The following is a 22,936-nucleotide window of genomic DNA, read 5'->3' as shown; positions in this document are numbered from 1 at the left end:
CACCAGCCCCGCCCCCGGAGGCCCTGCCGCCATGTCCCACTCGTCCATCCACGTCTCCCCGGGCGTGGCGCAGTTCTTCCACATCATCTCCGGCATGCCCTGGCCGGAGTCCGACGAGGGACTGCTGCGGGACGTCCGGGACGACTACCTCGCGCTGGCGGAGGACCTGCCGAAGCTGAGCGAGTACATCCTCGACGCGGTGCAGACCTGCGACAAGAGGATGGAGGGCGAGGCCGCCAAGGCCTTCAGGAAGGAGTGGGGCCAGTTCGTCAACACGGACCAGACCCAGGACCCCCTGCGCAAGGCCGCTGAACTCTGCACCCAGCTGTCCGAACTGGCCGGCAAGGTCGCCAACACCGTCGAGTACACCAAGTGGATGGCGATCGGTCAGCTCGTCCAGCTGATCATCGAGATCGCCTTCGCCATCGCCTGGTCCGTGTTCACCGGCGGCTTCTCCCTGGTGCAGCTGGAGTGGCAGAAGATCCTGACGCGGCAGTTCCTCATCCAGCTGCTGAAGAAGCTCGCCCAGCTGATCGCCATGCACACCTTCGGCGGCATCGTCGGCGGCCTGATCCTGGACGCCATCATCCAGGGCATCCAGTTCAACCACGGCGACCGGCACGAGTGGGACAAGGACCTCACCAAGCAGGCGGCGATCTTCGGCGCGATCAGCGGCGCCATCGGCGGGCCGCTCAGCCTGATCGGCGAGGGCCTGGGCAAGCTGATCGGCCCCCGCCTGGCCAAGCTGTTCGTGGAGAGCGCGCTCAACGACGTCATCAAGGGGCTGACCGGGATAGGCCTCAAGGAGGCGGGCAAGGAGCTCGGGGAGGGCGCCGCGGCCGGCGCCCTGAAGGGGACGGCCAAGGACCTGGCCGAGAGCGTGGCGGGCGGAGCCCTCAAGGGGGCGGGCAAGGACCTCGGGGAAGGCACCGCGGCCGGCGCCCTCAAGGGCGCGGGCAAGGGGTCGGGCAAGGAGGCCGGCGAGGGCCTCGGCCACCTGCTCGGCGACGAGGCGGCCGAGAACTTCGCGCGAGGCATCTCCAACCTCCTGAAGGAGAACGCCCAGTACCTGGCCAAGGGCTTCAAGGCCGGGCGCAAGGTGGGCGCCGCGACCGGCGAGAAGTTCGTGCGCCAGCTCGGCGAGCTCTTCGAGAAGGAGCTCGGCGAGGAGATCGGCCACAAGTTCGCCCGGGAGATGGGCGAGCACCTCGGCAGGCAGTTCGCCGAGCACTCGCTCAAGACGGTGATGAAGGAGAGCAGCAAGGAAGCGATCAAGGAGACCCTGGAGAACCTCGCCAAGGACGGCGGCCGGGTCGCGCTCACACCCGAACTCAAGCTGCTGGTCGAGAAGATGCCCGAACTCGCGGGCGGCATCAACAAGATGAACAAGATGTTCCACCTCGGGCACGTGCTGGGCAGCCAGTTCGAGTCGGGCATCAACCAGTACCTCACCGAGGGCATCTACAACACGATCTACAACGGCGAGTGGCAAGCCAGCGGGATGAGCTTCCTCGGCGGCTTCATGATGGGCGGGATGCGCCACATGATCATGGGGCTCGCCTCGCCGCTGACCCTGCGGTACGCGGACTTCGTCCGCGGCCTGGAGAGCTCCCGGATCACCGAGGAGTCCGGCCCCAACTACCCCTTGACCCACCCGCTGACCTTCCTCTCGGTGATCAGCAACATGGGCGGCCACTCGGCGCCGTACCCGGTGCCCCGGCCCGGGCACATCGACCAGATCAACGCGCCGCGGCTGTCCGGCGGCGACGGCGCCCCGCTCAGGTCGGACGGCGCCTCACTGTCCGGCTCGTCAGTCCTCGCCGGGAACCACCACCGGGAGGAGAACGGCGACGGCGTCCTCGCCGACCCCAAGGGCAAGACCAGCCACGACTCCTCCGTCGACGGCGGGTCGGGCCCGAAGGCCCCCGCGTCGAAGGTCGCGACGGAATCCGGCGCCAAGTCGCCCGCGACCGGCCCGACCGCCGAGACGCCGAAGCCCACCGGCAAGCGGGACACCGACCCCGGGCCCACCCCCAGGACCCGCACGGAGACCGACACCCCCCAGAAGGCCGAGAACCCCCCGAAGGCCGGCACCCCGCAGAAGACGGGGGGCCGCGGCGGTGAGACCGCGACCACGACCGCGGACAGCCAGGGCGGTGCCACCAAGGCGCAGCACCAGTCCCCGCCCGGCCAGGACCGCCGCACCACGGTCCGCGACGAGCACGACGAGCCGGTCGCGCACGAGCGCACGACCGGGCACGAGCGCACGACCGCCACGGACGGCGGGCCGGCCGGCCCGCCCGGGCGGCAGACGACGGGCAACGGGTCCGTCGCCCCCCACTCCGACAACGGACCGCAGCCGCACAGGGACGTCCCCGGCGCCGGCCCGGCGGCCCCGCCGGTCCGCACCAGCAGCGACGACGCCGGCGGCGTCCGCAACGACGGCAACGCCCCCGGCAACGGCAGTGGCAACGCCCACGGCAACGGCGACAGCCCCGCGCCCGGCCGCCCCGACCCGAAGAACCCCGACCCGCAGCGCCCCGACCCGCAGGGCCCGGTGCCGCCCGCCACCCCGCCGCGCGACCCCAGGCCCGACGGGCCCACCGACCCGAAGGGCCCCCACGACCCGTCCACCCCGGGCCCCGGCCCCTCCGCCCCCACCACCTCCCACACCCCCTCCGGCCACACCTACCACCGGGTCGACGCCCCCGAACACGCCAAGGTGCCCGCCGGCGACGAACGCCGCACCACCTGGCACGACAAGCAGCAGGAGATCGCCGAGCGGCACGACGCCGTGCTCGCCGAGGCCGAGGCGAAGGAAGCCCTGCACGGCGCCATCGAGGAACACCTGATCGAGGGCCACGCCGACCTGCCCCGGGACCTGCGCGCCCTGACCGGCCCCGGCACCGAAGCGTGGCGCCGCACCGCCACCGACCTGCAGACCGACATCGAGGCCCGCCCGCACGAGCGGGAGGAGATCCTCGCCGGCGCCGCCGACCGCCTCGAACTGGCCGGCGCCCGCGAACTCGCCCTCCGGGTCGCCGTCAGCCGCTTCGACCACCTGCTGACCGAACGCGGCCTCGACCCGGCCGCCACCGGCGGCGACCACCCGCACGCGGAGATCCGCCGCGAAGCCTCCGAACGCTTCCGCTCCGACGCCGAACGCGACATCGCCCAGGTGTACGCCACCCGCGCCGACGTCACCCCCGAACGCAACGCCCTGGCCGCCCGGGCGCTGGAGAACCGGCTGCGCCGGGCCGCCGGGGACCTGGACGTCCGTCAGGCACGCGCCACGCAGACCGAACGGATCGAACGGGCGGTGGACGACGCCCACGCCGACTGGAAGCGGGAGAACCTCACCGAGACGGACCGTGCGCTGCTGGACGCCGCCGGCGTGCCGAAGGACGCCCGGGTGTCGGAGGAGGCCCGCGACCAGGTCGCCGAGGCCATGCGGGAGCGGCTCGCCGAGTTCCACGGCCGCTACCAGGACCGGACGGCCCTGCACGTCGACGACGCCGAGCCGGGAGCCGGCCGCCGGGACGAGGACACGTTCCTGGCGATCCGGGACGAGAACGGCGACGACCTCGCCGCCGTCGACCCCACCCCCCGCGGGAAGGACCGGCTCGAAGCCGACTTCCGGGACGTCTTCGAGAGCCACAAGGGCGGCCTGTCCCACGACTTCACCGTCCAGGCGGTCCGCGAGACCGTGCTGCAGCGCTCCATCGACGCGGTGAAGGACGCGGCCGCCGCGTGGAAGACCAGCGCCCCCGAGCAGTTCGGCCCCGAGGCGCTGCGGGAACTCGACCTGGCCGACAGCCCGTCCTCGCGCACGGAAGCCGCCGCCCGCGCCGACCTCGCCCGCCGCACCGACCGCCTGGTCACCGAGCACACCGCCGCCGACCGCGACCCGGCCCGACTCAAGGAGGAACTGGACCGGTTGACCTCCCCGGCCGAGGTCAACCGCCTGCTGGCCCTGCACGGCGCCCGCGAGAAGGCGCTGCGCGCCGCCGAGGAGACCGCCCGCACCAAGGTCCCGCACGACCTGGGCGGCCCCGACGCCACCGACCACCGCACCGACCCGGCGGCCACCGTCGAGACGGCCCTGGGACGGCCGGCGCGCGGCAGCCGCACCGACGCCCCCGAACCGCCGGCCTCCGCCGCGGCCCGGCGCGTGCGCGAGGGCTACACCGAGCGGGTCCGCGCCGCGTTCGAGGAGAACTTCCGCTCCCTGCTGCGCGACCCGGACGCCGACCACAAGGCAGGCCTGAGCGGGCAGTTGGAGCAGTGGCACCGCGAGCGCGAGCGGCTGACCGAGGGCCTGGAACAACACGTGGCCTTCGAACGTGCCGTGCTGCCCGCCCGCGAACACGCCGCCGCCGGCTACGACCGCCTCGCCGAGGGCCGCCGGGTGTCGGAGGAAGCGGTCCAGGAGCTCAAGACCCGCTACGGCGGCGAGTTCTTCGACGCCTACAAGGACCACTGGGGGCCCGAGGACCTGGACGGCGAACGCTGGCGCGGCCACGAGGCGGCCAACGAGAACGTCTTCGGCCGCCGCCCCACCGAGGAGCAGGCCAAGGCCGAGACCGAGCACAAGCCCGAGACCGAGACCGAGCCCGAGCCGACCCCCGAGCACAGGCCCGAGACCGAGCCCGAGCCGACCTCCGAGCACAGGCCCGAGACCGAGCCCGAGCCGACCCCCGAGCACAGGCCCGAGCACAGGTCCGAGCACAGGCCCGAGCACAGGCCCGAGACCGAGCCTGTGCCGACCCCCGAGCACAAGCCCGAGACCGAGCACAGGCCCGAGGCCGAGCCGACCCCCGTACCCGGGCCCCTCACCCCGTCCGGCCCGCTGGTCCGCCCCCGGGACACCGTCCGGGAGCAGCCTTCGGGCACGAAGCCGGGCGGGGACCGCCCGGAAGGCCACGAACTCGTCGAGCAGGGCGACCGCCGCCCGGACACCCCCGCACCCGAGGACGGCCGGCCCGCGACGGCCGGACCGCTGCAGGAGCAGTCACGCCGGACGCTCCTGACGACCCGGCAGGACCACGAGGGCACCGGGCCCCGCCGTGATGAGCAGGGGCCGGCACACCAGGAGGTGACCCGGAAGGAGCGCCAGGCCGCCCAGGAGACCGTCTACCCGGTGGCGCAGCGCACGCCCGCGAAGTCCCCGCACTCGGACTCGGACGACGACTGGAGCACCGGCGGAACGGACGACGAATCGCCCGCCCCCACGAATGCGGCGGCCCAGATCACCCAGGCCACCCAGGCGGTCCACATCACCGAGACCGAGCCGGAGACCGAGCCGGAGGCCCAGCCGGAGATCGAGCAGGGCTCGGTGCTGGACCTCCCCGTCGAGCCCCTGCCGGCGGGCTCGTTCGAGGCCGCTCAGCTGTGGCGCACCCGCGACCGGCTTCCGGAGTTCCACATTCAGGACCACACGCTGATCACGTGGCCCCGCGAGGGCGACACGTCCGACCTCCCGCAGGCCCCGGACGATCTCTTCCGGCACGCGGTCGGCCTGATCGAAACCCGGCTGCAGTCCATCCTCGCCCGGGCCGAGGACGTCATCCATGACCCCCAGGCCCAAGACCACGAGCGCGACGCCGCCCAGGTGCTGCTCGACACCCACGCCGTGCTGGCGGACGACGGCTGGTCGCCCGCCTACATCAGCGAGTTCCTCCACCTGCAGATGCGGCTGCGCGCCAGTGCGGTGCCCGACCTGTTCCCGGAGCGACTGTTCGAACAGAACCCGCAGCTCCTGGAGGGAGGCGGGCAGTCGGGATTCCGCCTGTTGACCGCCTACGAATTCCCGGACGGCCCGATACCGAGGGAGCACGACGGCGGCTCGCTGCGCGGCAGCAACGGCGCCGCCGACGCGTTCTACACGTGGCTGGAGGACGAAGCAGGCGGGAACCCGGGCTACATCTCGGAATGGGAGGGAACCCAGGGCGGCGGATCCTGGGAGGGGTCTCCCCTGAGCGCGAAACTGATGTTCGCCCACTTCCGCCCCGGTGACGGGGTGGAAGCGGAGTACCTCTGGCGCAAACTCGGCTCCGAACACGACATCGTGTACAGGCAGGACTACGTCCGCAGCATGGTGGCCCAGCACGTCTTCACCCACGAGTTCCTGAAGAAGACGGAGCTGCCGAACGTGGACCGCGCCACCGGGCAGGTCACCCTGTTCCGGCTGGAAAGCCAGCGGCACATCGACAACATCACCGGCAGCGAAGACCGGCAGCAGGGCCGGCCGATGCCGCTCCTGCGGGGGCCGGCCGAGTCGTTCAGCCTGCTGTCGCCCTTCAAGGAACCGCACAGCACCAGCGACAGCGGCCCGTTCTACGTCACGGTCCAGACCGTCCCGATCCACCGGGTGTTCGGGACACACCTGCAGGGCCGGCACGACGATCTCACCTCTCCGATCTTCGGCGGTGAGGACGAGTTCGTCGTCATGTCGGCGGGCAGGGACATCATCTTCAACGGCATGACCGTGCCCCTCACGCCGCGCCAGCGGGCCGAGGAGCAGCAGGCCGCCCAGAACGCCCAGAACGCCCAGCCCGTCCAGCCCGCCCAGGCGCCGGCGGCGCCCGCCGTCGTGACTCCGCCGGCGCAGGTGCCGGGTCCGGCCGTGCCGCCCGTTGCCCCGGGCGCGGTGCTGCCCGCCTCGGCCTGGGCCGACATCCGGACGTCCGCGTCGCCCGCGCGGATGGAGACGGTGCGCTTCGATCCTCTCGTGCGCGGGCAGGCCGGCCCGGGCGACATCGCCGGCCCCGGCGTGCGCGACCAGTACGAGGCCCGGCAGCCGAGCCTGGGCGGGCTGCACGGTGCCGACACCGCGATCAGCTACGACGTGCGGCGCTTCGAGGCCCAACCGGGGCACTGGGTCACCGAGTTCACGCTGAACCTGCACCTGCAGGGGCCGGACGGCCGCCCGCTGCCCACGCACGAGGCCACGCGGATGCTCGACCGGGTCCGGGCGGTGGTCGACGAGCGCTTCAACGAACGCTTCCGCCTGCCCGGCGGGGACCAGGTGCACCTGCGGGTGGACGGCACGCAGAACGAGGCGGGCGCGCACCGCGCGATCACCGTGGTTCCCGGTCGCGACCGCAGTGACCAGCTCACCTGGTACGACGAGAGCCCGCCCGGGGTGCTGCTGCACGAGGTGCTGCACTTCCTGGGCCTGCCGGACGAGTACGTCGAACGGGCGGCGACGCCGGGTGACGCGTTCGCGCTGCGCCGGCGCGACCGGTGGGCGGGTGAGGACGGGGTGATGGGCACCTCGGCCCACCGGGACGACTTCACGGTGCTGCCCCGGCACCTGGAGCGGATCGAGGAGGTCCTGCGTTCCGGCCCGGTCGTGCGTGATCTGACGTTCGCCCAGTACCGGTCCGGCTCGACGGCCCCGACGGCCCCGGCGCCGCACGCCCCGGGCACCGGCGCCGTCGCCCCGGCGCCGCCCCACACCCCGGCCGCCGCGCCCGGGCCTCCGCCGCCGCCCCCGCCGCCGCCGGGCGGTCCGCTGGCACCGCCCGCGCCGGGCGGTCCGCTGGCACCCGCCGGACAGGGCGGACCTCCGCCGCCCCCGCCGCCGCCGGGCGGCCCGTTGGCACCCCCGCCGCCGGGCGGTCCGCCGCCCCCGCCTGCGCCGGGTGGTCCGCCGCCCCCGCCGCCGCCGGGCGGTCCGTTGGCACCCCCGCCGCCGGGTGGTGCGGCACATCCCGTCGCCGTGCCGTTCGTGCCGGTGCCCTCCCACGGGCCGGCCCAGGAGATCAGGGAGCAGCACCGCGCCGAGGACGAACAGCACCTCGCCGCACTGCCGCCGCACACCGGCGCGACGCCGACCGTGTCCCCGGCCGACGCCGCCCTCGGGCAGCAGCTGCGCCAGCGCTACCCGCGGATCAGCCTGGTCGACCCGGGTTCGCCCGGCAGCGGCCACCAGGTCGCCTTCCTGCGGGTGCTGGAGGGCCTGGCCGCGATGGGCTACCAGGGCGAGGTCCACCTGACCTTCGCGCGCGGCAAGGCGCCGTTCTACGCCGAACGGCTCGGCCGCTCCGCTGACGTCGGGCACCCCCGGCACTCCTACGACCTGTTCCACGGCCCGTGGACGGGCGTCCACCAGGGGATGCGGGTGACCGCGCACCCGGCGGGAGCACCGCTGGACGTCGCCTACAAGGTGCCCGAGCGGCGGATCGCCGCCGACCTGGAGACGTACTGGAAGTACTTCGCCTGGCACGGGGCGGACCCCGACGAGGCGTGGCTGGTCTCCGCCGGGGCCAACCCGAACGTGCGCGGCCGCTACCGGGGCGACCAGCCGCAGATCCAGACCGACTTCCCGAACTCCGTCACGAAGGAGGACAACCGCGACCGGACGATCAACCCCGCCCAGCACCTGACCCCCGACGTCCTGACGGCCGGAGCCCAGTCCTCCGGGCAGGGCCGGACGCTGACCGTCTTCGCCGCCCTGGACGCCCCGCACGGCGAGGACACGGCCGCCTACTTCGAGCAGAACCTGGCGCCGTCCCTCCGGGAGATGACCGGGGAGCAGGATCCGGACGCCCTGATCCTGCAGCCCTTCCTCTGGGACAGCCACCCCCGGCAGATCCGCCGCGGGGACGACGTCCTGGCGGAGCTGTGGCACGACCAGGGCGCCACCGTCACCTATCCCTTCCGTCCGCAGCCCGTCCCGGAGGACCTCGCGGGCCACGTCCGTGACCACTGGCCGGAGGCCACCGGCCCCGACGACCCGGTTCCGGACCTGGTCGCCGACCTCCTGCGCCGCGCCCAGGCCGGCGAGATCCGGCTGGTCACCGCCTACTACGGACAGATCGGCGACGGCACGGTCCGCCACCGCGACATGGCCACCCGGATGGAAACCGCGCTGCGAGAGATCCCGGAGCCGCGCCGGCCGTCGGCCGTGGTCCTGCTCGGGGCCGAGCCGAACGATCGTCAGAGCCACGCCGACCTGCTGGACGGCCTCCGGGGCGTCGTCCAGGCCCCGGCCGACGACGGGGGCGTCCACCGCCTGCGGCTGGGACGCGTCCAGCCGGCGGTGATGGAACTGTTCGAGCAGCACTCGACCCTGGTCGTCACCGAGGGCGCCAACACGTGGCAGGAGATCCTCACCCTCGCCACCCCCGGCATCTCGGCCCGCCCGGGCGGCGAGACCCGCCCGTGGACGCTGGCCCCGAACGGCACCCCGTCACAGGGCGGGCAGCGGATCGGCGAGGCCTCGGCGGCCCTGGGCACCGGGCACACGCCGACCCTCACCACGTTCCTGCACGGCCTGGACGACCGGACCGGCGAGGTGCGCCAGTACCTGGACGTCTGGCGCGACTCCCTGAGCACCGGCGCCAACGACCAGTTCCGCAGCGCGGTCGAACAGCTCCTCGGCCAGCCCGAACCCCCGGCCGGGGAGAACACCGGGGCGGCGACGGCGGTGCACCAGCCCGCCCAGGCACCGGCACCGCCCGCCGCCGTGACCCCGCCCGCGCAGGTCCCGCCCCCGGTCGAGCCGCCCGCCGCCCCGCACGCGGTGCTGCCCGCCTCCGCCTGGGCCGACATCCGCACCCTCGCGCCGCCCGCCCGGATGGAGACGGTGCGCTTCGACCCCCGCGTGCGCGGCCAGGCCGGCCCGGGCGACATCGCCGGCCCCGGCGTGCGCGACCAGTACGAGAACCGGCAGCCGAGCCTGGGCGGACTGCACGGCGCCGACACCACGATCAGCTACGACGCGCGGCGCTTCGAGGTCCGGCCCGGCCACTGGGTCACCGAGTTCACCCTGCGCCTGCACCTGCAGGGGCCGGACGGCCGCCCGCTGCCCGCACACGAGGCCGCCCGGACGCTCGACCGGGCCCGGGACGTGGTCGGCGACCGGTTCAACGAACGCTTCCACCTGCCCGGCGGAGACCAGGTGCACCTGCGGGTCGAGGGCGCGAAGACCGCGCCCGACGCCCACCGCACCGTCACCGTGGTGCCCGGCGGCGAACGCAGCGACCAGTTCCACTGGTACGACCAGAGCCCGCCCGGGGTGCTGCTGCACGAGGTGCTGCACTTCCTCGGCCTCCCCGACGAGTACGTCGAACCGGTGACCAAGCCGGGCGACGCCTTCGCGCTGCGCCGCCGCGACCTGTGGGCCGGCGAGAACGGGGTGATGGGCACCTCGGCCCACCGGGACGACTTCACGGTGCTGCCCCGCCACCTGCAGCGCATCGAGGAGGTCCTGCACTCGGGCCCGGTCCTGCGCGACCTGAGCTACGGGCAGCACCGCCCCGGCCAGGAGACGGCGCACGCCCCGCTGACGCAGCAGCACGGGCAGACCGAGGGCCCGGGCGCCCCGGCCCCGCTGAACGGTGCGACCCACACCGACGTGACCCACACCGACGTGACCCACACCGACGTGACCCACACCGACGTGACCCACACCGACGTGACCCCTGCCGTCGGGACCCCCGCCAGCAAGGCGCCGAACGCTCCGGCCCCGGTGCACGAGTCGCGCGTGAACGTGCTGGACGGCGGCCGGCTCTACCACGTCGTCAGCGTGCCGGGCGACGGCGACTGCCTGCTGCACGCCGTCCTCGCCGGAGCCCGCGGGCTGGACGGCTGGCAGCACGGCGAACTCACCGTCCACGGGCTGCGCGAGCTGGCGTCGCAGTGGTTCCGCAGCGACGCCGGCGCCGCGATGCGGCACAACGCCGACGCCACCGGCCAGCGGCCCGGGGACCGTCTGGAGCCGCACGAGCGCAACCAGACATGGCAGGTGCATCTCAACTCGGGGGACGAGCAGCCGTCGACGCTGTCCGGCAGCGACCTCGGGAACCTGCGCATGAGCGACCTGTACGACATGGGGCTGCGCAACCGGTCCCTGTGGAACACCTCGTTCTACGACCAGGCGCCGGCCATCGTCGCCCACGCCCTCGACCTCCACCTCGTGGTCCACGCGGGCAACGGCCGTACCGAGTTCAACCCCGGCGCGCACGGCGGCGAGGTGCACGTCTACCGCGACCCCGGCAGGGGACTGGCAGCGCACTACTCCGAACTGCGCCCCGACACGCGGGGGCCGGTGGCGGTGGAGACCGGCGCCACCGTCGACCCGAAGGTGGCGAAGGAACTGGCCGGGCGGGTCCAGCCGGACATGGTCGTCGTCGCCATGGAGCCCGGGCAGCCGGTCTTCCGGGTGACCGACGCGTGGACGCTGCGGGGGTACCTGCTCCAGGGCAAGATCGGCGCGGTCAAGAACAAGGAGGGCTGGTCCCAGCTGGGCCCGGGGCTCTACACGGGCCACGACTTCGACCACGCGGCCACCTACAGCGACTCCCTCTCCGGCCTGCCGGTGGTCATGGAGTTCCTCCTCTCCCGCAAGGCGACGGGTCTGAAGGTGAAGAACATCACCGAGGACTGGACGGCCAAGGAGGTCCCGGAGACGCTGAAGAAGTACGACTTCCTCACCGACGGGACGCAGTTCAAGTTCCACCCCGGCTTCTACGAGGGCCTCATTCGGGAAGGAGCGCAGTCCGCGGACAAGTCCAGCGGTCTGCGGATCGCCGGCCTGAAGGTCAAGGAGGGCGCATCGGTCTGGAACCACTACCGGACCGAGGACTTCGTCCCGGAGTTCGAGGGCTACCTGATCAAGGCGCACCAGGACAAGGCCCGGCAACTCCCGCACGGCGACGACGCGTCAGGCCCCGCCCGCGAACCGGATCCGGTCCCGAGGAGCGAGGCCCTGGACTCCGCCCCGCCCGCCGAGCCCGGGGACCTCAGGCGCATCCGCTACCGCGAGCAGGCCGAGGCCTACGAGCGGCGGCTCGCCGCCCACCTGCTCGAACGCGCCGACGTCCAGCGCGAGGTCAAGAAGGTCGTGGACCTGGCCTGGGCCATGACCACCAACGACAAGGACAGGACCCAGTTCGGCTCCAGGAGCACGGGCACGACCGGCATGGTCGGCACCGACCGGCACATGCTGCAGGAGGTCGTCGACCGCGGAAACCTCCGGGAACGCATGGCCCTGCTCTACAACGGCTACACCTCCAACCACTTCGCCAAGCTCGTCCGGCAGCGGCAGCTGCCGCGACCGGAGCAGCTGACGCAGGAACGGGTGGACCGCCACGACATCGGCGCGGAGGTCGTCAACCCGCTGACCGCCGAGGTCAAGAAGGTCTACGGGGAACTGCTGAAGCCGCCCGCCGAGCGCCGGCACCAGGAGCCCTTCGCATCGTTCCGCACCGACGAGCGGTACGGACCCGTCATCGAGGGGATCCGGGACGCCTACACCGAGATCCAGGGCAGGCAGATCGCCGAGTGGGAACGCAAGCGGGTGGTGGAGGCCGCGCAGAAGGCCGCGGAGCGCCAGGCCAAGACCATCCTCGAAACCGACCGCAACCCCTTCGAGGTGAACCCGCCACTGGGCCGGGGCGAGTGGTACAGCGCCGTGGAGAAGGACGGCCGGCTCGGCTGGCAGCCGGGCGCCAAGTCCTTCCACTACAAGCTCGGTTCCGAGTTCCAGCAGGCCGCCCACGACAGCGGGGGGCTGGTCGTCAGCGGTACCTCCGGCACGGCCTTCGGCATGCTCCAGGCCGTCAAGGAACTCGTCAAGACGGACACGGGGAAGGCCAAGCTCGCCGAACTGGGTTCCGAATCGGTCGACTTCGAGCAGTTGAGGATGGCCCTGCTCGGCTGGATGCTGGAGTCGGAGGACCACACCTTCCACGAGATCATGAGCGGCTCCCGCCTGTTCTCCGAGAGCCTCACCCCCGAGGAACGCAAGAACCCGAACCTCGTCAACACCGACCTCACCTACAGCGACACCCACCACCGCTACCGCTTCCTCCCGCCGCTGACCGAGCAGCAACTGCGCAGTGAGGTGGCGCCGGAAGGACTCTTCCCGGACGAACACCTGGTGGGCGAATGGTCCGCCCACGACCTGGAGTTCGCCGACCTCTCCATCGACACCCCGCCCGGCGGCGAACAGCCCGCCCAGGACGGCGGCTCCCCCCGGCAGCCGGCCTCCGCGCCGCCGCTGCCCGACACGCCCCCCGTCCACGAGACCGCCCCGACCGTCCACGACAACGGCGACGAGATCACCCCCGTGGAGCACGACGCCACGGTGCAGGCCGCAGGGCACACCGACGGCGGCAACCGGCCGCCGGACGGCGCGCCGATGCGCGTGGCCGACCACCCGCTCGACGTCCCGAGGCGCATGCCCGGCCCGGACGCCGAGGACCCCTTCCCGGCCGGGTGGGGGCAGCTGGCCGACCTGCGCGGACGGCTCGACGCCCTGCCCGCGGACAGCCCCGAACACGCGCCGCTGCAGCGCCAGGTCGACCGTGCCCAGGCGAAGCTGCGGTCGGACTTCACGACCTTCCTCGACCACGACGGCAGCGACCTCGCCACCGCCTCCCGGGCCCGCGAGCAGCGGATCACCGAGCTGCGCACGCAGACCCCGCCCCCGGGCACCCGGGAGGAGGCCCACCACCAGCGGCTCCTGGACACGCTGGAGCTGGAGGTACGCGAACTCCAGGCCGAACTCGACCGCCACGCCCTGGACGCCCAGTCCAAGCAGCGAATGGTCCCCGCCGCGCGGGACCTCGAAGTGGTGAAGTACCTGCAGGACCCGCAGGCGCACCCGCTGGACACGGAGGAGCACTCGCAGCCGCTCCTGGACCGCCTCAACCGCGCCGGTGTCGACTGGAACTCCCTGGACCCGGTCCAGGCGGCCGCCCTGGTCATGGTCGAACGCAAGGCGATGGACTTCGAACAGCGCGACCGCGCCCTGCTCACGGAGAAGCTGACCGCCGCCACCGGCGAGTGGGCGTGGGCGGCGAAGTACCCCCGCGACACCCCCGGGGCGGTCGACGAGCTGATCGACCGGGTCCAGCAGCACATGCGCACCGGCATGTTCATCGCCACCAACTTCCACTTCGACCAGCCGCTCAACGCCAACCGCCAGACCGCCTTCGGCAAGGCCGGCGGGATGTTCGGCACCTGGGGACCCAAGCCGAAGACCCTCCTCGACAAGCTGATGGCCGACAAGCAGGGTCTGTTCCGCAACGCCTGGGAGACCGGCGCCTCCCAGGCTGCGGTCGTCCCCTCACGCCGCGGTGGCGTGGAGGAGCACATGGGCTACGGGCCCGCCCTGCGCCGCAGCCACGACACCCGCGCCCTCTTCCAGGACACCGGCACCGAGGACAGCCACTTCGCGCCGAAGAAGCGCGACCGCGGCCTGATGCCGAAGTACGGGGCACTGGTCTCCGAACTGCAGCCCTTCGGCGTGGCACAGCGCTACGGCGCGTTCGCGCTGCACTGGTCCGACGACATCCGCGGCCGCGTCACCCACACCCCCAACGACTCCTGGACGGCACGGGAGAAGGGCGCCCTGTCGGTCACCTCCGACTCCCACCTGCTGCCGCTGCTGCTGTGGGGCGAACGGGACATGGTCGAACGGGTCTTCGGCGAGGCGACCGGCTTCCGGCACGACCCGGCCTTCGGCGAGCGGATGCTCACCAGGGGCATGGACACCAACAGCTACTTCGAGACGCAGATCCACGGCCCGCTGTCCTGGGCCGACCTGCAGCACGTCGTCATCAGCCACCGGGAGAACGGCGACACGCCCCCCTCCCGGCGCGACGCGCACCTGCCCACCCGGGAACGGGCCGAGGAGATCGCCGGCAAGCTCCGCGCGTTCGCGACGAAGAACGGCCACCCCTTCACGGTGGAACTGCGCCGCTCCGACGCGCCCCCGGTGCTCAACCGCCTGGCCGACGCCCTCGCCCCCACCCCGCAGCAGCCCCCGCAGCCCCAGCCCCAGCCGCAGCCGCACGGCGTCGACATCGGCGACGCCCCGGCGCCCGTGCACCCGGAGTCCGGGCTGACGCCGCTGCCCGACGCCGGGCACTTCGGACCGGACGCCGAGCACACACCGCCCGCCGCCCCACCGGTCACCGACCGGCGCGGCGAGCTGCGCGCCTCACTGGTCCACCACGAAGCCTCGGGCGCCCACCGCCTCGACGACCCGGGCGTCGACGCGCAGGCCCGGCAGCGGATGGCCGGGACACTGGACCGCTTCCCCGCCGACGAACGCTTCCTCACCGTGGCGATGCACACCGGCACCGACGGCGTGCCGCGCTGGAAGGGCACCCGGGTCACCGAGGGCGAAGTCGCCGACCTGCTCGCCTCGCTGTACGAGAAGCGGGCCTGGGACGGGAACAAGCCGGTGCAGCTGGTGGCCTGCTCGTCGGCCCGCGAGGGCGAGACGTCGTTCGCCGCCGGCGTGCTGCGGGAGCTGCGCCTGCGGCTGCCCGGCCTCGACCTGGAGGTCTACGCCCCCAGCGGCCTGGCCTGGTTCATGCCCCCGGTCTCCGCACCCTTCCGCACCGACCCCCACGGCCCCGGCGTCCTGGTGGTCGGGCGGCAGCCCGGCTTCGACAGCTCCGGCCGTCCCGTCCTGGTGGAGGGCGGCGGCTGGGTGAGCCTGACGGCCCCCCGGGACGCGTCCCCCGACGCCCCGCCCGTGGTGCGCACCCTCGGCGCCCACCTGCCGGCGGACGGAACCCTCCCGCCGCGCTCGACGTCGGCACCCGAGGGCTACACCGTGATCCCGGCCCAATCCAAGCCGCACGAAAGGGAGTTGGCGTCGCACGACGACGCGGTGGCGTTCTCCGGACGCCGACGCAAGGGCGGGATCGCGGACTCGGAATCGGACTCGGGTTCGGACCCGGGCGAGGGCCCGAGCTCGGGCAAGCGCATCCGGCCGAACGAGTCGTCCGAATCGGACGAGGACATGGGGTCCGACGACGACACCGGAAGTGGGCACTCCGAATCGGACGAGGACATGGGGTCCGACGACGACACCGGAAGCGAGCACGTCGATCCGGTGGAGGAGTACCGCACCTTCCTGCAGACCGTGAACGCCCGGTCCGACCGGCTCGCGGAATTGTGGGGCGAGGGGGAGGGGCGCGACGCCCCCGAGATCTACTTCACGCGGATCACCGCCGAACGGAACGTCCTGACAGCCATTCAGAACATCGGCCCGATCCACTCGGTGCGGGCGGCCGACGCGCTGCTGGGGCTGCTGAACGACCGGACGGCCAACCGGCGCGCAGCTCTGACCGACCGCCGCGACGACCTGGCCCGCCAGGCCGTCCCGCTGCCCACCGCCGACCGGTTCCAGGCGCTCCACACCGAGGTGATGAGCCACTACGACCCCGAGGGCGGCAACCTCGTCCACGACTGCGAACTCCGGGCCCACGCACTGTCCGAGCTCATCACCGCGGCGAACCCCGGGATCGGCAGCCGGCACCTCGCCAAGGTCTGGGCCCGTCCCGCGGCCGGACACGAGCGCCTCCACCCGGACTACCAGTGGAACCACCACGTCGCCGTGCTGGTCGAGACGGCGGAGGGGAGCCGGGTGATCGATCCGCTCCTCTTCCCCGACCGCGCGGTCACCCTGGCGCAGTGGCACGACACGCTCTCCGTGCCCGGACAGGGGACACCCGTGGTGCACCGGGCGCCGTGGGAGTTCTTCGGCGCCCCGAACCGCGAGGGCCGGTCGGACGCCGAGTCCGCCGCCCTGATCGACGGGACGACCAGGGCGCAGATCGACGCGTGGAAGCGCGACGCTCTGACGCCGATGCCGCACACGCAGCCCTTCGGGGAGACCGACCCCAAGAGCACCGGCCCCAAGACCACCGACGTCAAGGCCACCGACACCAAGGCCACCGACACCAGGAGCACCGACACCCTCACGTCCGACCTGGTCGCCATGGAGCTGTCGGGCAAGCAGACGTCGGACGACGCGCAGGCAGAGGGGAAGCCGCAGGAGACGACGGAGGCGAAGGGCAAGGAGAGGGCCGAGAAGGACGTCGATGACACCGCCGCGAAGCCGGACCCCGATTCCGTGAAGGCGGCGACGCTGGTACTGGACGACTCCCTCCTCGCCTCGCTCTTCGCCGGCACCGACAAGACCGTGACCTATGCCGTCATCGGCCTGGAGTTGAAGGGCGACAAGAGCTGGCAGACGACCGAGGCCGTCGTCAACGGCAAGGACGAGTCAATCAACGACAGCCGGTCGCTCCAGGCCGCCACCCGCTGGGCGAATGAGAACGGCCTGCGGACGCAGCGCTACGACGCCGAGGTGAAGGGGCTCGCGAAGGCCTTCCAGCAGATGAAGGACTGGCGCTTCGCGCCGGTGCCCCATTCCTCGGAGAAGCCGCCGGAGAAGGCCTCCCTGCGGCCCGGTGCCGCACTGCCTCCCCAGCCCGAGGGCGTGCTCACCGTGCTCTCCTCCCGAGGCACGTGCGCGAGCTGCAAGGACGTCGTCAAGGACTTCCAGGCGGCGTTCCCGCGGGTCAGCGCCTACGTGGGGTACACGATCGCCGCCAAGCAGAAGTCGACGTTGTCGATTCAGGAGCGGACGTACACGAAGAACGGCAAGGAGGTGGCGGGCACCATCGAGTACGGCTGGGCGGAGACGACCAGGCTCAACTCCACCAGCAAGCAGGTGCCCGAGGGGAAGGACATCGCCTTCAAGTACTTCCCCTCGAAGGACGGCGAGTCCGCCTGGAACCAGCGCCTCGCGGACCGGGCGGCCGAGGAGGCCGCCGCGGCACAGCGGGCAGCCGAGGAAGCGGCCCGGGCGGCCGAGGCCGAGTCCGTGAACGTGATCAACCGCGCGGTCAAACCGAGGTCGGCGGAGCGGGTCATGGAGTTCGTCAAGGCCTACAAGGGCGCGGAGAAGGACTTCGTCACGCAACTGAACAAGCACATGAAGCAGGGCATCCTGGCGTGGGGCCCCCTCACCCCCGAACTGCAGGCCGCCCTCCTGCTCTGGTTCAAGCAGGACCCGCGGCCGGCCATCACGGGCTCCTGAGGCGGTCCCCGGGCCACCCGGTGAACGCCGGGGGGCCCGGGCGCCGTTCACCGGGTGGAAGCGAGCGGGGAGCAGGACATGGAGCAGCAGCAGGGCCGCGCCGACGCGCAGGAGTTCCGTCTGGCGGCGGTCTTCGACATGGTCGACCCGGTGACCGGGCCGGGGTTCTCGTGGGACCGCCCGGTGGTGGAGGACGCGACGGAACGGGCCGCGCTGGCCGCGTACCTGCGGGCCGGCACGGCGGTGCTGATGACACCGATGCTCATGGACGACGTCTTCGACACCTCCCGCCGAGGCGCCGTCCCGCTGAACTACCGCACCGACGGCGAGTGGATCTGGACCGACACCGTCACCTACTACCTGGAGGAGTACGACATCGCCCCCGAGCCCGGGCTGCTCGCGCACCTGCGCGAGCAGGGCGACGCCCGCCCCCAGCCGGACGCGGCGACCCTGGAACGGGCGGCCGACTTCGTCCTCCACCCGCCGCAGCCGGCCGAGCCGGCCTGGCGCCCGGACACCGGCTGAACCCGCCGGGCCGCGCCGTCCGTGGCTTAGGGGAGGGGCCGCTGCGCCGCGACCGGTGAGGTCGGTGCGGGCCGCCCCTGTCGGGTGTCGTCGTCGAGGGCCAGGAGGCCTGGGTGGGCAAGGTGCGCAGCGGACGGGAGAGTCAGCCGTCGGGTGGGGGTATCCAACTGCCCGCCGTGGCCTGGGCCGTGCCCGAGCCGGCCGAGGAGTCCGGGAAGCCGGGGGAGGGCGCGGCCCGCGCCGAGGAGCAGGCGCCCGCGGCGGTGGGCGCCGCCGGGCCGGTGCCCGCGATCGGGACCGCGGCCGCCCGGGCCGCGACGGCGGGGCGCGCCCGCGCCGGGGTGAGCGCCGCGCCCGCACCGGCGGGGGCGGCCGAGGAGGAGGGCGGCCAGCGCCGCATCCCCAAGCCGATGGTGGCCGCCGCGGTGATCGCCGGCCTGGTACTGGTCGGTGTGCCGCTGGGGGTCTCCGGGTTCGGCGGGAACGGCCCCGGCACGCCGGGCGCCGACGGCCCGCCGCCCGGCGGGTACTCCCAGCCGGACGGCGGCGACGGCTACGTGCCGGGTGCCGACACGCCCGGCAACCCGCCCGGTGACCAGCCCCTGCAGCCGGGCCAGGCCGGCCAGCCGGCCGGCGGACCGGCGCCCGGGGAGGGCATCGTGCCCGTCGCCGCCGGGGCCGCCGCTGCCGCCCTGCCCTTCGCCGCCCAGGCCCCCGACCCGGGCCAGGGCGCACCGCCGGCCGGCCGCCCCGCCACCGGCGGCGCCCCGGCCCAGGCGGGCGCGCCCGCACCCGCCCAGGGCACCGGGCAGAACACCGGGCAGGGCACCGGCCAGGGCGCCGGCGCACCGAAGACCCAGCCCCAGCAGCCGCCCGCCGCCCAACAGCCCCCGCCCGCCCAGCAACCCGCCCCGCCCCCGGCCAAGACCACCCAGCCGGCCCCGCCCCCGCCCCCGCCGCCCACCTACAACGCCGTCGCGGGCCCCGGCTGCGGCGGCTCCACCTCCATGCAGCTCAACGGCTGGTACGACAAGGGCCAGGAGGGCTGGCGGAAGAACTCCGGCGGCTACACCGGCGACGGCTGCGGCGGCGGCTTCACCTCCGTCCCGATGTCCGGCGACGCGAACGACGACAAGAGCAACACGGTGGTGTGGACCTTCACCACCGGCTCGCTCACCACCGGCACCTGCAACCTGTCGGTGTACGTGCCCAACGGCGACCTCAAGGCGGTCGGCGGCGCCCCGACCTACTACACCGTGCAGAACCGGACCTTCCAGGTGAACCAGGTCGCCAGCCGCGGCCAGTGGGTCCCCGCGGGCACCTTCCCGCTCAGCGGCGGAAAGATCGCCGTGGTGCTGCACAGCCGCGGCGAGGACTGGAAGGGCGGCACCGTGACCTACGCCCACCACGCCGCCTCCGCCGTCAAGGCCAACTGCACCGGCTGACCCGGCCCCCACCCCGCCCCGCCCCGGCACCCCGTACCGCAGCACCACCGGCACCACAGCCCCACGAACGACGGAGGAGAACGCCCCATGACCCGCCACGTGCTGACGGTCTGTGCGGAGCCGAGCGACGGCGGCTACCGCACGATCGGCGCCGCCCTGGAGGCGGCCCGCAGCGGAGCGGTCATCAGCGTCCGCCCCGGCCGCTACGAGGAGAACCTGGTGATCACCAAGATGGTGACCATCACCGCCGAGGAAGCCCGCGGCAGCGTCCGCGTCTCCCCGCGGCGCGGCGCCGTCGTCCAGGTCGTCGCCGAGGCCGTCCAGCTCACCGGCCTGGTCCTCCAGGGCCAGGACGAGGAACTGCCCACCGTCGACGTCCCCCGCGGCCAGGCCGCCCTCCAGGACTGCGAAGTCGCCGGCAACTCCTGGACCGCCGTCCTCACCCGCCAGCAGGGCTCCCTCGCCATGCGCGGCTGCCGCGTCGTCAACCCCGCCGGCGCCGGCATCGTCGAGACCTCCACCGGCACCAGCGTCATCGAGGACTGCGTCATCGAACACCTCGGCAGCTCCGCCGTCGTCATCGGCGAACGCGCCAACCCCGTCGTCCGCGGCTGCGTCATGCGCGACGCCCGCGGCAACGGCGTGTGCGCCAACGGCGAGGGCCGCGGCTCCATCGAGGACTGCGAGATCTCCGCCACCGACAAACCCGGCATCGCCCTGGAGGAGAACAGCACCACCCGCGTGCTGCGCACCACCGTCCGCGACGCCTCCATCGGCGTCTACGTCTCCTCCGCCGCCCAGGTCGTCCTGGAGGACTGCACCGTCAGCGCCACCCGCGGCCACGGCCTGGTCCTGGCCGGCGGCACCGACCCGCTGGTACGCCGCTGCCGCACCGTGCGCACCCGCGGCCACGGCATCCACGTCACCGGCCGCTCCCGGGGCCGCTTCGAGGAATGCGAGGTGTCCGCCGCCGAGACCACCGGCATCCTGGTCGACGAATCCTCCAGCCCCGCCCTGACCCGCACCGCCGTCGCCGACAGCGCCGGCGCGGGCGTGGAACTCACCGGCGAGAGCGCCGCCGAGTTCGACCGCCTGGAGGTGCGCGGCGCCGCCGGACCGGGCGTCAGCGTCCGCGACGGCGCCAACCCGCTGCTGCGCCGCCTGGACGTCGCCGAGGTGCGCGGCCACGGCGTCGAGGTCCTGCGGGAAGGACGCGGACGGCTGGAGTCCTGCGTGCTGTCCGCCACCGGACAGGCCGCGCTGCGCGTCGCCGACGGCGGCAACACCCAGGTCGGCGGCACCACCCTGCGCGGCGGCGCCCCCGCCGCCGGCCCCGGCAAGGCCGCCGCGGTCACCGGCGTCGAGGTCGGCCCCGGCGGCGTCGCCTCGCTGCGCGACTGCGACGTCGCCGAATGGACCGGCGAGGGCGTCCTGGTCGAGGACGGCGGCGAACTCACCATGGCCCGCGGCCGGGTGCACGGCAACCGCCGCCACGGCGTCCTGCTGGGCCCGGGCAGCCGGGCCGCCCTGACCGGCTGCGAACTCACCGACAACGCCGGCGACGGCCTGCGCGTGGACTCCGAGGAACCCGTGCGGATCACCGGCTGCACCGTCGCCGGCAACCGCGGCTCGGGGCTGCGCCAGACCAGGGCCGGCGGCCGGCTGGCCGTGCAGGACCTCACCAGCCGGGACAACGGCCGCGCCGACAGCCACGGCACCGCCGGCGCCGGCGCCGAGGACGGCCCCGCCGCGGTCCGCCCGGCCGGCGCCCCCGGCGACCCCGGCCACGGCGCCGCCGACCACGACGGCGCCGCCGACCCGTCGCCGGACCCGGCCGCCGCCCCGCCGCCCGAGCCGGAAGGACCGCAGGCGGCCCTGCAGGCCCTGGTCGGCCTGGAGGGCGTCAAGGACCAGGTCGCCACCCTGGTCAACCTCAACAAGCTGGCCCGGCGCCGCGAACAGGCCGGAATGCCCGCCCTGCCGATGGGCCGCCACCTGATCTTCGCCGGGCCCCCCGGCACCGGCAAGACCACCGTCGCCCGCCTCTACGGCGCCATCCTCGCCGAGCTCGGCGTGCTGCGCGAGGGCCACCTCGTCGAGGTCGCCCGCGCCGACCTGGTCGCCTCGATCGTCGGCGGCACCGCGATCAAGACCACCGAGGTCTTCCAGTCCGCGCTCGGCGGCGTCCTGTTCGTCGACGAGGCGTACGCGCTGTCCGCCGGGTCCGGTGGCACCGGGCCGGACTTCGGCCGCGAGGCCATCGACACCCTGGTCAAGCTGATGGAGGACCACCGCGACGACGTGGTGGTGATCGTCGCCGGGTACTCGGACGAGATGCGCGAGTTCCTCGCCTCCAACCCCGGCCTGGCCTCCCGCTTCAGCCGCACCGTCGAGTTCCGCAACTACGCGCCCGAGGAACTCGTCACCATCGTCGAACGGGCCGCCGCCGCCCACGGCTACGAACTCGACCCCGCCGCCGTCGACGCGCTCGGGACGCACTTCACCCGCATGCCCAAGGGCGCCGACTTCGGCAACGGCCGCGCCGCCCGCAAGGTCTTCGAGGAGATGGTCGACCGGCAGGCCTCCCGGCTCGCCGGACTCGCCGAGGTCACCGACGCCGACCTGCCGCTGCTGCTGCCCGAGGACCTCGGCGCCGAGGCCGCCGCCGCGGCCCGCGCCGACGCCGGCACGGCGGGCGACGGCGGCGGGAGCACCGCACTGCTGGAACAGCTGCGCTCGATGGTCGGCCTCACCGCCGCCAAGGAACAGGTCGAGAACCTGGTCAACCTGATCACCCAGGTGCGCCGCCGGGAACAGGCCGGACTGCCCACCGCGACGATCAGCCACCACCTGGTCTTCGCCGGGCCCCCCGGCACCGGCAAGACCACCGTCGCCCGGCTCTACGGCGAACTCCTCGCCGAACTCGGCGTGCTGCCCGGCGGCCGGCTCGTCGAGACCGCCCGCGCGGACCTGGTCGGCCGTTACATCGGCCACACCGCCCAGCTCACCCGCGACGCCTTCGAACGCGCCCGCGGCGGCGTGCTGTTCATCGACGAGGCCTACACCCTCACCCCGCGCGGCGGCGGCTCCGGCGGCGACTTCGGCCAGG

The 22,936-nt window shown here is 73.7% G+C and carries 4 protein-coding genes; all 4 read left to right on the top strand.

All coding sequences use genetic code 11. The features are described from left to right. The first annotated feature begins 31 nt into the window (after positions 1-31). Entirely contained in the window at positions 32-17,857 is a 17,826-nt protein-coding gene (locus tag AB0D10_RS35300; protein ID WP_360263564.1) for a protein-glutamine glutaminase family protein, read from the top strand. Between the two features lie 78 nt (positions 17,858-17,935). Next, a complete protein-coding gene (locus AB0D10_RS35295; protein WP_360263562.1) occupies positions 17,936-18,382 on the top strand; it encodes a hypothetical protein in 447 nt (148 codons plus the stop codon). A 113-nt stretch (positions 18,383-18,495) separates the two neighbouring features. After that, positions 18,496-19,827, top strand: a complete 1,332-nt coding sequence (locus tag AB0D10_RS35290) for a hypothetical protein (protein ID WP_360263559.1) — start codon at positions 18,496-18,498, stop codon at positions 19,825-19,827. A gap of 87 nt (positions 19,828-19,914) precedes the next feature. Then, positions 19,915-22,936 (top strand): right-handed parallel beta-helix repeat-containing protein (locus AB0D10_RS35285; protein WP_360263556.1); only part of this gene is annotated, 3,022 nt, incomplete at its 3' end.

The sequence above is a fragment of the Kitasatospora sp. NPDC048545 genome, assembly GCF_040651155.1.
Taxonomy (GTDB): Bacteria; Actinomycetota; Actinomycetes; order Streptomycetales; family Streptomycetaceae; genus Kitasatospora.
The sequence above is the reverse complement of the archived record's forward strand: the minus strand, read 5'-3'. Positions and strand labels throughout refer to the sequence as shown.

Excerpts from the sequence above, each read along its gene's own strand:
- AB0D10_RS35300 (WP_360263564.1), top strand. The coding sequence starts at position 32 with ATGTCCCACTCGTCCATCCACGTCTCCCCGGGCGTGGCGCAGTTCTTC.
- AB0D10_RS35295 (WP_360263562.1), top strand. The coding sequence starts at position 17,936 with ATGGAGCAGCAGCAGGGCCGCGCCGACGCGCAGGAGTTCCGTCTGGCG.